The organism is Parvibaculum sp. (assembly GCF_035325945.1).
Classification (GTDB): Bacteria; Pseudomonadota; Alphaproteobacteria; order Parvibaculales; family Parvibaculaceae; genus Parvibaculum.
The window spans coordinates 24,797-39,490 of record NZ_DAOKYX010000026.1; the positions used below are offsets into that span (position 1 = coordinate 24,797).

Below are 14,694 nucleotides of genomic sequence, written 5' to 3' on the forward strand. Positions count from 1 at the left end.
GCGGCTCGGGGAAACGATCAGTAGCGGTAGTGTTCCGGCTTGAAGGGGCCCGTATCCTCGACGCCGATATAGGCCGCCTGCTTCGGCGTGAGCTTGGTGAGCTTCACGCCGATTTTCTCCAGATGGAGCGCCGCGACCTTTTCGTCGAGCTTCTTCGGCAGGGTGTAGACCTTCTTCTCGTACTGGCCGGGCTTCGTCCAAAGCTCGATCTGGGCGAGCGTCTGATTGGTGAAGGAGGCCGACATGACGAAGCTCGGATGGCCGGTGGCGCAGCCGAGATTCACGAGGCGGCCTTCCGCCAGCAGAATGATGCGGTTACCGCCCGGGAACTCGATCTCGTCGACCTGCGGCTTCACATTGTGCCACTTGAAGTTCCTGAGCGCGCCGACCTGAATCTCGCTGTCGAAATGGCCGATATTGCAGACGATGGCGCGGTCCTTCATGGCGCGCATGTGATCGACGGTGATGACGTCCACATTGCCCGTCGTCGTCACGAAGATGTCGCCACGCGGCGCGGCGTCCTCCATCGTCGTGACTTCATAGCCTTCCATCGCCGCCTGAAGCGCGCAGATCGGATCGATTTCGGTGACGATGACGCGCGCGCCCGCATTGCGCAGCGAGGCGGCCGACCCCTTGCCCACATCGCCGAAGCCGGCGACGACGCCGACCTTGCCCGCCATCATCACGTCGGTCGCGCGGCGGATGCCGTCGACGAGCGATTCGCGGCAGCCATAGAGATTGTCGAATTTCGACTTGGTCACGCTGTCATTGACGTTGATCGCGGGCCAGAGAAGCGTGCCCTTCTTCTGCATCTCGTAGAGGCGATGGACGCCAGTGGTCGTTTCTTCCGTCACGCCGCGAACGCTGCGCGCAACCTCGCCATACCAACCCTGCTTGTGCTTCAGGCGACGCTTGATCGCGGCATAAAGGATCTCCTCTTCCTCGTTCGAGGCGGTGTCGAGGAAGGCCGTGTCGCCCTGCTCGGCGCGCAGGCCCAGATGGATGAGCAGCGTCGCGTCGCCGCCATCGTCGAGGATCATGTTGGGCGTGCCGCCATCGGCCCATTCGAAGATGCGGTGCGTGTATTCCCAGTAATCCTCGAGGCTCTCGCCCTTCACGGCGAAAACCGGCGTGCCCGAGGCGGCGATCGCGGCGGCGGCGTGATCCTGGGTCGAGTAGATGTTGCAGGAGGCCCAGCGCACATCGGCACCGAGCGCCTTCAGCGTCTCGATCAGCACCGCGGTCTGGATCGTCATGTGGAGAGAGCCGGCGACGCGCGCACCCTTGAGGGGCTGCGACTTGCCGAATTCGGCGCGGGTCGCCATGAGACCGGGCATTTCCGTCTCGGCGATATCGATTTCCTTGCGGCCCCAATCGGCGAGGTTGATATCCTTGACGACGTAGTCCTTGCTCATGGGGGCTCCTTCGGGAATGCCAATGACAGCGGGCGCATATGGGCGCCATTCTGGATTGTCGGCCTTATAACAGGGGCGCGGCAGTCCGACAAGAATCACATAAAGAAATGTTTATGTCTTTGTTTTCGGCGGACGGGGCGCCGGATCAGTCCCGTTCGCCGAAGCCGTCCGAGACCAGGGCTTCCAGCGCATCGAGGGCGGGCTCGGCGTCGGGGCCTTCGGCCTCGATCAGGATGCAGCAGCCGGGGGCGGCCGCCAGCATCATCAGGCCCATGATCGAGGTGCCCGAGACGGTATGGCCGTCCTTCGACACCTTGATGCGCGCATCGTATTTCTCCGCACACTGAACGAATTTCGCCGAGGCGCGAGCATGAAGCCCGCGGCTGTTGACGATATTCAGAAGCCGGTTATGCGGACGGGTCGTATCGTCCATTCAATGACCATCCATCGGCTCAGGCCCCATCGCCCGCGAGAACGCGGCTGGCGATGGAGATGTATTTACGTCCCGATTCCTGCGCGAGGTCGACCGCCTCGCCGAGACTCGCCTGATCGCGGATGCTGGCCAGCTTGATGAGCATGGGCAGATTGACGCCCGCAATCACTTCGACCCTGGCCTTGTCCATCACCGAAATGGCGAGGTTCGAGGGCGTGCCGCCGAACATGTCGGTGAGAAGAATGACGCCGTCGCCCGAATCCGATGTCGCCACGGCCTCGAGGATATCGCGGCGGCGCTGCTCCATATCATCGTCGGGCCCGATACAGATCGCCGCCACCTGCGGCTGAGGCCCCACGACATGTTCCATGGCCGCGACGAATTGGCTGGCCAGAGCGCCATGCGTTACCAGTACTAGTCCGATCATCAAAAGCCCTCTTCGCCGCTCCAGTCCGAACTGCAGGCTGGATCGCCGGCCGTGCCCCTGCGGAGGCGCGTATCGTGCCTCCAATCGTGCTCAAAAGACAAGCATGCAGGGGTCGCCATAACAACGCCTTCAGATACTGCCTCCGCCAAGGCACCCGTCATCGCCGGGAAAGCCCTGGGCGGGGATTTTTTCAAGCGCGAGACGTACCTTCTCGGCGGCCGTCAGGTCAAATGCATGCAGCGCGAGAAGCGGCAATTCGACCTCCGCCAAGGTGGCGGAGCGCGGCTCGGGCAGGCGCGGCACCTCGTCGCGCCGGACGAGATCGACCACGAGCGCAACCTCGGCGCGAACCGCATGAGGCAAACGCAGTAGCCCGAGGCCCCTGAGTTCCAGAAGCCCGGCCAGCGCCGCCGCGGGCGAGGCCAGAAGCCGCCCTTCCTCGACGGAAAGCCCGACCTGATCGTCGGCGACGAGAAGCGCGCTCGCCCCCTCGCCGCGGATCAGGCGGAAGGCGAGATCCGACTTGCCCGAGCCCGAGGGTCCGCGGAGGAGAACGGCGCGCGCGCCGACGAGAACGCAAGTGCCGTGAACGAAAAGGAGCGCAGACATTTCCGCTCTTTCAGTTGGCGGGTATCGGCAATTCGACCACGAAGCGGGCGCCGAGAACTTGGCCTTCAGGCCTGTCGCCCTCATGCCGGTTTTCGGCGCGGATGGTGCCGCGATGAGCCTCGACGATCTGCTTGGAGATCGCAAGTCCGAGGCCGGAATGCTGGCCGAAACTGTCCGGGCGGTCGGTATGGAAGCGATCGAAGATGCGCTCGAAATTCTCGGGCGGGATGCCGGGCCCCTCGTCCTCGACCTGAATGACGATGCGGCCGGGCGCCCGCCGCGCGGAAACATGAACCGTTCCGCTTTCCGGACTGAAGGTGAGCGCATTGTCGATGAGGTTGCGCACCACCTGTCCGAGCCGCATGTCGAAGCCCTTGACGATGAACCCCGTGCGGCCATGCGGGCCCGGATCGATGTCGAGCTTCACATGGGCGGAGCCGGTGACGCCGGTTTCGGTGAAGAGATCGCAGACGGTTTCGAGCAGCGTCGCGATATTCACGTCGTCCATTTCCTCGCGCGAAAGCTCCGCATCGAGGCGCGAGGCGTTGGAAATGTCGCTGATGAGCCGGTCGATGCGCCTGACGTCGTCCTGGATGATCTGCATGAGCCGCGCCTTGGCCGCTTCATCCCTGGCGAGCGTGAAGGTCTCGATGGCGCTTCGGAGCGAGGTGAGCGGGTTCTTGAGCTCGTGTGCGACGTCCGCGGCGAAGCTCTCGATCGCGTCGATGCGGCTGTAAAGCGCGTTCGTCATGTCGCGTAGCGCGCCTGACAATTCGCCGATCTCGTCGCGACGCGCGGTGAAGTCCGGAATCTGCGCGCGCCTCGTCTTGCCCCGGCGGACGATTTCGGCCGATTCGGCAAGCCGGCGCACCGGCTCGGCGATGGTGCCCGCAAGCACGACCGAAAGCAGGATCGTCACGCCCAGCACGACGAGAAAGACCTGCACGATGGCGAAGCGTTCCGCCCGGACGATACGGTCGATATCGCCGCCGCGCGTCGACAGCATGAGCGCGCCGAGCACGGCGCGATAACGCTGGATCGGCACAGCGACGGAAACGATGAGCTCGCCGCGATCGTTGATGCGCTCCATGCTCGAAGGCAGGCCGCCCAGCGCCCGCGTGACTTCGCTGTAGATGGAGCCGTTCTGGCTGCCCGCCTCCTTGTAGCGCTCGAGATCGCGGCCGGGGAGCAGCATGAGCAGGCGGTCGCGAAGCCGCCCGATGGGTCCCTCCGACTCCGTGCCCGCGGGCGGCGGCAGTTCGAAGGCGACGATCTGGCCGGATGCGGTGAGCTGGCGCGAATCGAGGATGAGCCAGCCATCCTTGTCATACAGGCGGGCGCGCGTCTGCGTCGGCAGGACGAGCCGGCGCAGAATGGGGGCGGCATTTTCGGGAATGATCGGCAGGTTGCGATCGGCCGTTTCGTCATCCATGTCGCCGCGCGGGCGAATATCGAGAGGCTTGCCCCGGCGGCGCTCCATCTGGTCGAAGACCGGCGCGGTCTCGCTCGACGTCGCGCTTTCGGCTATGGCGCCCGCGATGATCTCGGCCTGGGTCAGAAGGCTCTGGCGGCGCGCATCGATCAGCCCCTCGCGGAACTGGTTGAGATAGAGAATGCCGCCAAGCATGATGAAGAGCGCGACGACGTTGAAGACGACGATGCGGCGCGTGAGGCTCGAAAAGCGCCCGCGCAGGAGGAAGCTGCGGAAAGCGGCAAAGGCGGCGGCGACAAGCGCCTCGACGAATTGCCGGAACCTCGCGGCAAGGCGCGCGGCGCGCGAGACGGCTTCTTCCCGCCGGGAGGCGGGCGCCTTGGCCGATCCGGCACCTCCGGCTTCATGCTCCGTCACGCTCGCCATGCCATGCTCATCGGGTGAAGGCCCTCCGCCGCATCTCGATGCCGACCGCAGGGCGCATCCCCGTCCGGGAAATCCGCAGCATTCCGTATCGGGGTCTAGGCTTCACGATAGCGATAGCCGACGCCGTAAAGCGTCTCGATCGCGTCGAAATCATCGTCGACTTCCTTGAACTTCTTTCTCAGCCGCTTGATGTGGCTGTCGATGGTCCTGTCATCGACATAGACCTGATCGTCATAGGCCGCATCCATGAGCGAATCGCGGCTTTTGACATAGCCGGGCCGCTGGGCGAGCGCCTGAAGAATGAGGAACTCGGTCACGGTGAGGACGACCGGCTTGCCGTCCCAGGTGCAGGAATGCCGCTCGGGATCGAGCACGAGCTTGCCGCGCTCGAGCACGGCCTTTTCGGGCCCTTCGGCAGGCGCGCCCTCGGCCTTGGGGCTCACGCGGCGCAACACCGCCTTCACCCGCTCGACCAGCAGGCGCTGCGAGAAGGGCTTTGTGATGTAGTCGTCCGCGCCCATCTTCAGGCCGAAAAGCTCGTCGATCTCGTCATCCTTGGAGGTGAGGAAGATCACCGGCAGGTCCGACTTCTGGCGCAGGCGGCGCAGAAGCTCCATCCCGTCCATGCGCGGCATCTTGATGTCGAAAACGGCGATGTCCGGCGGATTGGCGGACAGGCCCGCAAGCGCGGCCGCTCCGTCCGTATAGGTCTGCACGTGGTAGCCTTCCGCCTCGAGCGCCATGCTCACCGAGGTCAGAATATTGCGGTCGTCATCGACCAGAGCGATGGTGGGCATCGACCCCCGTCCCTTTTGCAGAGGCTCTTTTCCGGCTTCATCCATTCGCGACCCCTCCAGAGGCAGGCTCCTTGCCCGGCAAGTTTCCAAACAGCCGAAGCCTTAGGGTCGCTTTTGGCCTAAAATGTGGCGGCAGTATAAGCACTTGGGCCGGTTCGCGCCATGGTTTATGCCCATAATGCGTGACCTCCCCGGTCCTCCCCCGCCGCCGGTCCCGCCCCGGCCCGAGCCCGCCCGGCCGGGATATCGCAGCGCAACGAAATCCCGGGGGAAAGTGTGGCCAAAGTACCATTCCGGCGCCCTCCCATCGCGACCCAGTTGCGCGGGCCAAGCCTCACAACTATGGTGCCGCCATTCGGAACAGGGACATCGGCACCGGGGCGGATCGCACACCGGACCGGGAACCTTCGGGGACCGTCTTCACATGCTTCGGGAGGCGGCCGATGGCGGCTTAGCCGATGCGAAGCCGCGCCGCATGATATAATGCGCGCGGATGAGCCGGATCTTCGGGCCGAATGCGAAGCAGTGACGACCCAGGCGAGACGAAGAAAAACCAGTTCAGCACAGATTCAGGAGGCAGTGAGACCGGCGGCCCCGGATGGCCCCCGATGACGGGAGAAAATTTTTTCCGTCCGGGCGTTCAAGCCAGGCAAGCCAGCCCCATATGGGCAAAGGCCCCAGCCTCACGAGCAGCACAGGAGAGAAGGTGTGAAACAGACCGGGCCCTACATCAGCAAATACGGAGTCGATAAAAGCGGCTTCAAAAATCTGGCCGCCGCCCACTGGAACTACCGGCCGGCAGCCCTTTACGAGGAAGCCATCCGCCGGGGCGAAGGCATGGTCGCCGCGAACGGGCCCCTCGTCGTCAAGACCGGCGTTCACACCGGCCGCTCCGCGAAGGACAAGTTCATCGTCCGCGACGCGAACACCGAAAAGACCGTCTGGTGGGACAACAACAAGTCCATGACGCCGGAAGCCTTCGACCTTCTCCACCAGGACATGCTGAAGCACGCCGAGGGCAGGGAACTCTTCATTCAGGATCTCTTCGGCGGCGCCGACAAGACCCATCGCCTCGCGACCCGCGTCTATTCCGAATATGCCTGGCACTCGCTCTTCATCCAGAATCTGCTGATCGAGCCGAAGCCGGAAGAACTCGACGACTTCCTTCCCGAATTCACGATCATCGACCTGCCGAGCTTCGTTGCGGACCCGGCGAAGTACGGCGTGCGCACCTCGACGGTCATCGCCTGCGACTTCACCAAGCGGATCGTGCTGATCGCCAACACCTCCTATGCCGGCGAAATCAAGAAGTCCGTCTTCTCGATGCTGAACTACGAGCTGCCGCCCAAGCGCGTCATGCCGATGCACTGCTCGGCCAATATCGGCTCCAAGGGCGACACGGCGATCTTCTTCGGCCTTTCGGGCACCGGCAAGACCACGCTCTCGGCCGATGCGAGCCGCACGCTGATCGGCGATGACGAGCATGGCTGGTCGGAGAACGGCGTCTTCAATTTCGAAGGCGGCTGCTATGCGAAGATGATCAAGCTCTCGGCCGAAGCCGAGCCGGAGATCTACGCGGTGACGCAGCGTTTCGGCACCGTGCTCGAAAACGTGGTGATGGACGACGCGACGCGCGAGCTCGATCTCGACAGCGCCGCCCTCGCCGAGAACAGCCGCGGCGCCTACCCGCTCTCCTTCATTCCGAATGCGAGCGCGACCGGCACCGGTGGCCATCCGAGCAACATCATCATGCTGACGGCCGACGCCTTCGGCGTGCTGCCGCCCATCGCCAGGCTGACGCCGAGCCAGGCCATGTATCACTTCCTTTCCGGCTACACGGCCAAGGTCGCGGGCACCGAGAAGGGCGTGACGGAACCCGAGGCGACCTTCTCCACCTGCTTCGGCGCGCCCTTCATGTCGCGCCATCCGACCGAGTACGGCAACCTGCTGCGCGCGCTCATCGCCGAGCACAAGGTCGATTGCTGGCTCGTCAACACGGGCTGGACGGGCGGCGCCTATGGCGTCGGCAACCGCATGCCGATCAAGGCGACGCGCGCGCTGCTCGCCGCCGCGCTCGACGGTTCGCTCTCGCATGTCGAGTTCCGCACCGATCCGAATTTCGGTTTCGAGGTCCCGGTCAGTGTTCCGGGCGTCGACACGAAGATCCTCAACCCGCGCGACACATGGGCCGACAAGGCCGGCTATGACGCGCAGGCGCAGAAGCTCGTGAAGATGTTCATCGAGAATTTCGCCAAGTTCGAGGATCACGTCGATCCCGACGTGCGCGCCGCCGCTCCGACGGCCAAGCGCGCCGCCGAGTGATCGCGGTTTCAGCGCAGTTTGCGAAAAGCCCGGGCCTCAGGTCCGGGCTTTTCTGCTTTTAAGAGTGAGTGGCCATGTACAGGGATCGCATACGCAACAAGGAACTGCATGACAGGGTCGTCAGCGCGGAGGAGGCCGCCCTTCTCATCCGCGACGGCATGACCATCGGCATGAGCGGCTTCACGCGGGCGGGCGAGGCGAAGGCCGTGCCGCTGGCGCTTGCGGAACGCGCCAAACGCGAGCCGCTGAAGATCACGCTCATGACCGGCGCCTCGCTCGGCAACGATCTCGACAAGACGCTCGCCGAGGCGCATGTGCTGGCGCGCCGCCTGCCCTTCCAGTCGGATCCGGGGCTCCGCAAGGCGATCAATGCGGGCGAGGTCATGTTCATCGACCAGCATCTTTCCGAAACGGTCGAGCTTCTGCGCACGCATCAGATTCCCGATGTCGATATCGCCATCGTCGAGGCGGTCGCCATCACCGAGACGGGCGGCATCATTCCGACCACCTCTGTCGGCAATTCGGCGAGCTTCGCCATTCTCGCGCCCAGGGTCATTGTCGAGATCAATCTCTCGCAGCCGCTTCTCCTCGAGGGTCTTCACGACATCTACATTCCGACGAAACGGCCGCATCGCGAGCCTATCCCCGTGATCGCACCGGAAAGCCGGGTGGGCCTGCCCTATATCCACATCCCGCCGGAGAGGATCGCGGCCATCGTCATCACCGAGAAGCTCGACAGTTCGGCGAAAGTCTCGCCGCCCGATGACGAGACGCGCGCCATCGCCAGCCATCTCATCGACTTCCTCGGCCATGAGGTGAAGAAGGGCCGGATGGGAAGCGATCTCAGGCCGCTTCAGGCGGGCATAGGCTCCGTCGCCAATGCCGTGCTGCATGGGCTCATCGCCTCGCCCTTTCACGATCTCAAGATGTATTCGGAGGTCCTGCAGGATTCGACCTTCGATCTCTTCGATGCGGACAAGCTCGTCTTCGCCTCGGGCTCGTCCATCACGCTCTCGGCGGAGAAATATCGCGAGGTCATGCCGCATATCGGCGATTACAAGCAGAGGCTCCTTCTGCGCCCGCAGGAGATCAGCAATCACCCGGAGGTCGTGCGCAGGCTCGGCGTGCTCTGCATCAACACGGCGATCGAGTTCGACATCTATGGCAATGTCAACTCCACCCATATAGGCGGCACACAGATGATGAACGGCATTGGCGGTTCGGGCGATTTCGCGCGCAACGGCTATCTGTCGATCTTCGTGACGAAGTCGATCGCCAAGGAGGGGAAAATCTCGAGCGTGGTGCCGATGGTCTCCCATGTCGACCACACCGAGCATGATGTCGATATTCTGATCACGGAGCAGGGGCTCGCCGATCTGCGCGGATTGGCGCCACGCGAACGCGCGGCGCTCATCATCGCCAACTGCGCCCATCCGCTCTATCGCGACGGGCTCGCCGACTACTACAGGCGCGCGCTCGCGCGGGGCGGGCACACGCCGCATGTGATCGGGGAGGCGCTTTCCTGGCACATGGCGCTGTCCGAACGCGGGACGATGCTGCCCGGCTGAGCCTCCTTCAGGGCTTTCTGGCCGCCCGCGTTTCCGCCGGCTTGCCGACATGGGTCGGCGTCCAGGCGGGCGGATCGCTGGCGGGAAAGGTTCCCTCGCCCGCCAGATCGACGAGTGCGCTCGCCCTGGCGGCTTTTTTCGCAGCCGCCGGCTTCTTGGCCTTTTCACGCTTCACCATGGACACCTCCGCGGTTCGACCTGTCTTAGATGGGGTCGGCGGCAGAAAATCCCAAGGGCGCGCCTGCGCTCAATGCGCCTCGTCCCAGTTGCCCGCGGCGCGCGCATCGACATCGAGCGGAACCGAGAGCTTGACGGCAGGTTCCGGCGCGGATGCCATGACGCGGGCGACGAGCTTGCAGGTCTTTTCCGCCTCGTCCTCCGGCACCTCGAAGATCAGTTCGTCGTGAACCTGGAGCAGCATGCGCGCGGCGAGCTTCGCTTCGGCAAGCGCCACTGGCATGCGGATCATGGCGCGGCGGATGATGTCGGCGGCCGAACCCTGAATGGGCGCATTGATCGCGGCGCGCTCCATGAAGGCGCGCTCGGCCGGGTTCTTGGAATTGATCGCGGGGATATGCACCCGGCGGCCGAAAACCGTCTCGACATAGCCAAGCTGATGCGCCTGCTCCTTCGTCGCTTCCATATAGGCGCGAATGCCGGGGAAGCGCTTGAAATAGCGCTCGATATATTCGCCTGCCTCCTGGCGCGAAATGCCGAGCTGGTTGGCGAGGCCGAAAGCCGAAATGCCGTAGATGATGCCGAAATTGATCGCCTTGGCGCGGCGGCGCACGGCCGGGTCCATGCCCTCGACCGGCACGCCGAACATTTCCGATGCGGTCATGGCGTGAATATCGAGCCCGTCGGAGAAGGCTTTCTTCAGCGCGTCGATGTCGGCGATATGGGCGAGAAGGCGCAGTTCGATCTGGCTGTAATCGGCCGAGACGAGCCTGTTGCCCTTCTCCGCGACGAAGGCCGTTCTGATCTTGCGGCCATCATCGGTGCGGACGGGGATGTTCTGAAGATTGGGGTCGCTCGATGAAAGGCGCCCCGTCGTCGTCGAGGCCAGCGCGTAATTCGTGTGCACGCGGCCCGTTTCGGGATGGATGAAGGAGGGGAGCGCGTCCGTGTAGGTGCTCTTCAGCTTCGACAGACCGCGCCAGTCGAGCACGGCGCGCGGCAAGGCGTGGCCCTGAACGGCAAGGGCCTCCAGCGCATCGGCATCGGTCGACCAGGCGCCCGTCTTTGTCCGCTTGCCGCCCTCATGCCCCATCCGGTCATAGAGGATTTCGCCCAGTTGCTTGGGCGAGGCGATGTTGAAGCGCTCGCCCGCGAGGCGATAGATGTCCTCCTCATATTCCGCCATCTTCTGCGCGAAGTCGGCCGAGAGCCGCGCAAGCACATTGCGATCGACCTTGACGCCCGCGCGCTCCATGGCGACCAGAACGGGCACGAGCGGCCGCTCCAGCGTTTCATAGACGGTGGTGCGGCCCTCGGCGACGAGACGCGGCTTCAGCACATGCCAGAGCCTGAGCGTCACATCGGCATCTTCCGCCGCATAGGCGACGGCCTTGTCCACCGGCACCTGATCGAATGTGATCTGCGCCTTGCCGGTGCCTGCGACTTCGGAGAAGGCGATGGGCTTGTGCCCCAGATGCAGCTCGGAAAGCTCGTCCATGCCGTGGCCGTGGAGCCCGGCATCGAGCGCATAGGACATCAGCATGGTGTCGTCGATCGCATCGACCTTGAGCCCATGCTGCGCGAAGACGATGAGATCGTATTTGATGTTCTGCCCGACCTTGAGAACGGAAGGGTCCTCGAGTAGCGGCTTCAGCGCCGCGAGCGCGTCGCGGAGCGGCATCTGCGCATGGGCCGCGGCATTATCGAGATCGAGCCCGCCGCCGTTTCCGTGCTGGAGCGGCACATAGCAGGCTTCGCCCGGCTCGATGCTGAGCGAAAAGCCGACAAGGCGCGCCAGCATGGGATCGAGCGAATCCGTTTCGGTATCGACCGCAACGACGCCCGCCTCCCTCGCGCGCGCCACCCAGCCCTCAAGCTCGGCCAGCGTCGTCACGGCCACATATTTCGCCTCGTCGAACGGACGATCGATGCCGGGCTTCACGATGCCCGGAACGCCACCGCGCGGCGCGGCCGCCTCGTCCCGCCGGGCCGGAGCGGATTTCTCCGCCCCTTCCTTCCGCGCCGGATGCGCGCCCGAGGCAGCGATCTTGTCCATATCGACGCCGAAGCGCTCGGCGACGCGGCGCGTCAGCGTCGTGAACTCCATATCCTTCAGGAAGGCGATCAGCGTTACCGGGTCGGGGTCGTGAAGCCCCATCGTCGTGATCGGCACATCGACCGGCACGTCGTCATCGAGGGTCACGAGCTTTTTCGATATACGCGCGATCTCGGCATTGGCGATGAGATTTTCGCGGCGCTTGGGCTGCTTGATCTCGCTTGCGCGGGCGAGCAGCGTTTCCAGATCGCCATACTGATTGATGAGTTCGGCCGCCGTCTTGATGCCGATGCCGGGCACGCCCGGCACATTGTCGACGCTGTCGCCGGCAAGCGCCTGCACGTCGGTGACCTTCTCCGGCGGCACGCCGAATTTCGCGATCACCTCATCATGCCCGATGGATATCAGCTTCATCGTGTCGAGCATGTCGACGTGGTCATTGACGAGCTGCATCAGGTCCTTGTCGGAAGAGACGATGGTGACGCGCGCCCCCGCCTCATGCGCCTGGCGCGCATAGGTGGCGATGAGGTCGTCGGCCTCGTAGCCCATCATCTCGATCGAGGGGACGGAAAAGGCGCGCACCGCATCGCGCACCAGCGCGAACTGGGGAACGAGGTCTTCGGGCGGCGGCGGGCGATGGGCCTTGTATTGCGGATAGATGTCGTTGCGGAAGGTCGTGCCGGAGGCATCGAAAATGACGGCGAGATGCGTGGGCTCGAACTCGTCCTTCGTGTCCTCGATGAGCTTGTAGAGCATGTTGCAGAAGCCGGCGACGGCGCCCGTGGGCAGGCCGTCGGACTTTCGCGACAGGGGCGGCAGCGCGTGATAAGCGCGGAAAATGTAGCCCGAGCCATCGACCAGAAAGAGATGGTCGCCCTTCTTCAGGGGTCTTTCCGCAATGTTTTGAGGGGCTTCGCTCTTCGCCACGCCGTTTGCCTTCCTTTATCAGTATCAGTGGTCGAGCGCCGATGCGGGTTTTCAGGGAACGCCGCGCTTGCAGGGTGCAGGGATGCGGCGGAACGCGAGACCGGACGATTTGACGCTGTTGCGAGGCGGATGATACCAACTCGGAACGCCGCGCACAAAAGCGCCCGCACACGATGAAGAGCCTTCTCGATGGCCGAAATCATTCCCGCCGACCCCGCTTATTCCGCCAGGGCCGCCGTTCCGCCGGAGCCCGTGCCCGGAAACGAGACCGGAAATGCGATCGAGGCGCGCGGACTGCGCAAGGTCTACCGCGCAAGTGGCGGCCAGCCCGCGAAAGAGGCGCTCAAGGGCATCGATCTCGCCGTGCCGCGCGGCTCGATCTTCGGGCTGCTCGGCCCCAACGGCGCGGGCAAATCGACCTTCATCAACATTCTCGCCGGCCTCGTCATCAAGACCTCGGGCTCGGCCTCGATCTGGGGCTTCGACATCGACGTCAATCCGCGCCAGGCGCGGGCGGCGATCGGCGTCGTGCCACAGGAACTCAATATCGACCCCTTCTTCACGCCGGCCGAGGTGCTGGAGCTGCAGGCCGGGCTCTATGGCGTGCCCAAGAGCGAACGCCGGACCATGGAAATCCTGCGCGCCATGGGCCTCGAGGACAAGGCCGACGCCTATGCGCGGACGCTTTCGGGCGGCATGAGGCGCCGCCTCCTCGTCGCCAAGGCGATGGTGCACAATCCGCCCGTGCTCGTGCTCGACGAGCCGACGGCGGGCGTCGATATCGAGCTTCGCAAGCAGCTCTGGGACTATGTGAAGTCGCTCCACGAGCAGGGCACGACGATCGTGCTCACGACGCATTATCTCGAGGAAGCCGAAGCGCTCTGCGACACCATCGCCATCATCGACAAGGGGCGGCTCGTCGCCTGCGAGCCGACGCAGCGGCTCATCGCGCGCATCACCGACAAGAAGCTCATCATGCGGACGGCCCGGCCCGTGACGCCCGAGATGGCGGCGATGGAGGGCTTGAGAACCGAGATCACCCCATCGGGCGCGCTCTCCATCCAGTACAATCCGCTCGAGGCGAGCGTGATGGACATTCTCGACCGGGTGCGGGCGCGAGGGCTCGAGATCGTCGATATCTCGACGGAAGAATCGGACCTCGAAGACGTGTTCCTCCAGCTCACCTCGTCTCACTGACGCAGGCGAGGCCGGAAACGCTCTAGCCGAGCGGCGAGGCCCGCTTCACCAGTTCGCCCATCGCCATGCCGACATGCGCGCCGCCGACGGAGAGCGGCAGGCAGACAAGCTCGATTTCGGTCGCGGCGTGATCGTCGCCAAATTGCGCGGCCCCGTGGAGGCGGAGGGGGCGGCGCAATTCGCAGACGATGGCGAGCACCTTGGCGGCGGCCGAGGCGGCCTTGTCCGACAGGCCATCGGCAAGGCTGCGGCCCGTGAAATCGCGGGCGAATAGCTCGTTGAGAGCCGTGCCCATCAGCCGGACATGAAAATCCTTCGGCGTGACCGCCGGGGGCTCGGCCCCGATCAGGAAGACGGAGGGCAGATGGCTCACTATGTCGCCCGGGTTCACATCGGCGCGCGCGGGCATGGGGCGGCCCGAGCGCTTTTCGTTCCAATAGGCGAAAAGCTCGCGAAGGCGGCGGTCCTGGAGCTCAAGCAGCGGATCGATATAGACGTCGAAAGGAGATAGCCGCAGATGATGCGCCGACATGAAGTTCCCAAACCCGCCCCCGGCCGCGCGAGGGCGGCCAAACATCCCGATCCGTATAGATCAATTCGCGGGGAGCGCCAAGGAGGCGCCGTGGCGCATTTTGGCCGATTCCCGTGCCGATTTGCGCCGGTTTCGGCCGGAACGGCGCGCGGAAAGAGGCCGGACGCAAGCCGCGAAGGGCGCGCGCGAAACATGCGGCGCGCAAGGTTTCAGGGCCGGTCTCAGGGCGGATTGTCAGGGCGTTCCGTTTCATCTAATTTGCGCCCCATCGAAGAGGGCCTCTCCCGAGGCCCGGCGCGGCACCCGTAGCTCAGCTGGATAGAGCGCTGCCCTCCGAAGGCAGAGGTCACACGTTCGAATCGTGTCGGGTGCGCCA

At 64.4% G+C, this 14,694-nt stretch carries 12 protein-coding genes and 1 tRNA gene; 4 read left to right on the forward strand and 9 right to left on the reverse strand.

The features are described 5' to 3' along the window. Nucleotides 1-17 precede the first annotated feature (17 nt). From ahcY to PKA57_RS11850, 6 genes are all read right to left on the reverse strand, one after another. Entirely contained in the window at nt 18-1,415 is a 1,398-nt protein-coding gene (gene ahcY / locus PKA57_RS11825) for an adenosylhomocysteinase (protein ID WP_324300789.1), read from the reverse strand. Nucleotides 1,416-1,560: 145 nt separating this feature from the next. After that, a complete protein-coding gene (locus tag PKA57_RS11830) occupies nt 1,561-1,848 on the reverse strand; it encodes an HPr family phosphocarrier protein (RefSeq protein ID WP_324300791.1) in 288 nt (95 codons plus the stop codon). A gap of 19 nt (nt 1,849-1,867) precedes the next feature. Next, on the reverse strand, nt 1,868-2,275 hold the full coding sequence (locus PKA57_RS11835; protein ID WP_324300793.1) for a PTS sugar transporter subunit IIA: 408 nt from the start codon (nt 2,273-2,275) through the stop codon (nt 1,868-1,870). A 129-nt stretch (nt 2,276-2,404) separates the two neighbouring features. Next, nucleotides 2,405-2,884 (reverse strand): aldolase, encoded by a 480-nt coding sequence (locus tag PKA57_RS11840; protein ID WP_324300795.1) that lies wholly within the window; start codon nt 2,882-2,884, stop codon nt 2,405-2,407. Nucleotides 2,885-2,894: 10 nt separating this feature from the next. Beyond that, nucleotides 2,895-4,742: a sensor histidine kinase gene (locus PKA57_RS11845; RefSeq protein ID WP_324300797.1), complete on the reverse strand. Its 1,848-nt coding sequence runs from the start codon at nt 4,740-4,742 to the stop codon at nt 2,895-2,897. A gap of 95 nt (nt 4,743-4,837) precedes the next feature. Further along, nucleotides 4,838-5,539: a response regulator transcription factor gene (locus tag PKA57_RS11850; protein WP_324300799.1), complete on the reverse strand. Its 702-nt coding sequence runs from the start codon at nt 5,537-5,539 to the stop codon at nt 4,838-4,840. A gap of 708 nt (nt 5,540-6,247) precedes the next feature. On the opposite strand from PKA57_RS11850, the gene PKA57_RS11855 reads away from it, so the two are divergent. Further along, the gene (locus tag PKA57_RS11855) at nt 6,248-7,861 is read left to right on the forward strand and encodes a phosphoenolpyruvate carboxykinase (RefSeq protein WP_324300801.1); all 1,614 of its coding nucleotides are present in this window, start codon (nt 6,248-6,250) and stop codon (nt 7,859-7,861) included. Between the two features lie 74 nt (nt 7,862-7,935). Next, nucleotides 7,936-9,429: an acetyl-CoA hydrolase/transferase family protein gene (locus tag PKA57_RS11860; protein ID WP_324300803.1), complete on the forward strand. Its 1,494-nt coding sequence runs from the start codon at nt 7,936-7,938 to the stop codon at nt 9,427-9,429. A gap of 7 nt (nt 9,430-9,436) precedes the next feature. Here the strand turns inward: PKA57_RS11860 and PKA57_RS11865 are convergent, their stop codons facing one another. Both PKA57_RS11865 and polA read right to left on the reverse strand, forming a co-directional pair. Beyond that, entirely contained in the window at nt 9,437-9,607 is a 171-nt protein-coding gene (locus PKA57_RS11865) for a hypothetical protein (RefSeq protein ID WP_324300805.1), read from the reverse strand. A gap of 69 nt (nt 9,608-9,676) precedes the next feature. Further along, nucleotides 9,677-12,547, reverse strand: a complete 2,871-nt coding sequence (gene polA / locus PKA57_RS11870; protein ID WP_324300812.1) for a DNA polymerase I — start codon at nt 12,545-12,547, stop codon at nt 9,677-9,679. A gap of 231 nt (nt 12,548-12,778) precedes the next feature. On the opposite strand from polA, the gene PKA57_RS11875 reads away from it, so the two are divergent. Next, complete coding sequence (locus tag PKA57_RS11875; RefSeq protein WP_324300807.1) at nt 12,779-13,786, forward strand: ABC transporter ATP-binding protein; 1,008 nt, start codon at nt 12,779-12,781, stop codon at nt 13,784-13,786. A gap of 22 nt (nt 13,787-13,808) precedes the next feature. Here PKA57_RS11875 and PKA57_RS11880 read toward each other — a convergent pair whose 3' ends face one another. Beyond that, entirely contained in the window at nt 13,809-14,318 is a 510-nt protein-coding gene (locus PKA57_RS11880; protein WP_324300810.1) for a PAS domain-containing protein, read from the reverse strand. Nucleotides 14,319-14,617: 299 nt separating this feature from the next. Between PKA57_RS11880 and PKA57_RS11885 the strand changes: the two genes are divergently transcribed. Continuing rightward, nucleotides 14,618-14,694, forward strand: a tRNA-Arg gene (locus PKA57_RS11885).

Excerpts from the sequence above, each read along its gene's own strand:
- ahcY (WP_324300789.1), bottom strand. The coding sequence starts at position 1,415 with ATGAGCAAGGACTACGTCGTCAAGGATATCAACCTCGCCGATTGGGGC.
- PKA57_RS11875 (WP_324300807.1), top strand. The coding sequence starts at position 12,779 with ATGGCCGAAATCATTCCCGCCGACCCCGCTTATTCCGCCAGGGCCGCC.
- PKA57_RS11860 (WP_324300803.1), top strand. The coding sequence starts at position 7,936 with ATGTACAGGGATCGCATACGCAACAAGGAACTGCATGACAGGGTCGTC.
- PKA57_RS11835 (WP_324300793.1), bottom strand. The coding sequence starts at position 2,275 with ATGATCGGACTAGTACTGGTAACGCATGGCGCTCTGGCCAGCCAATTC.
- PKA57_RS11850 (WP_324300799.1), bottom strand. The coding sequence starts at position 5,539 with ATGCCCACCATCGCTCTGGTCGATGACGACCGCAATATTCTGACCTCG.
- PKA57_RS11840 (WP_324300795.1), bottom strand. The coding sequence starts at position 2,884 with ATGTCTGCGCTCCTTTTCGTTCACGGCACTTGCGTTCTCGTCGGCGCG.
- PKA57_RS11880 (WP_324300810.1), bottom strand. The coding sequence starts at position 14,318 with ATGTCGGCGCATCATCTGCGGCTATCTCCTTTCGACGTCTATATCGAT.
- PKA57_RS11865 (WP_324300805.1), bottom strand. The coding sequence starts at position 9,607 with ATGGTGAAGCGTGAAAAGGCCAAGAAGCCGGCGGCTGCGAAAAAAGCC.
- PKA57_RS11845 (WP_324300797.1), bottom strand. The coding sequence starts at position 4,742 with ATGGCGAGCGTGACGGAGCATGAAGCCGGAGGTGCCGGATCGGCCAAG.
- PKA57_RS11830 (WP_324300791.1), bottom strand. The coding sequence starts at position 1,848 with ATGGACGATACGACCCGTCCGCATAACCGGCTTCTGAATATCGTCAAC.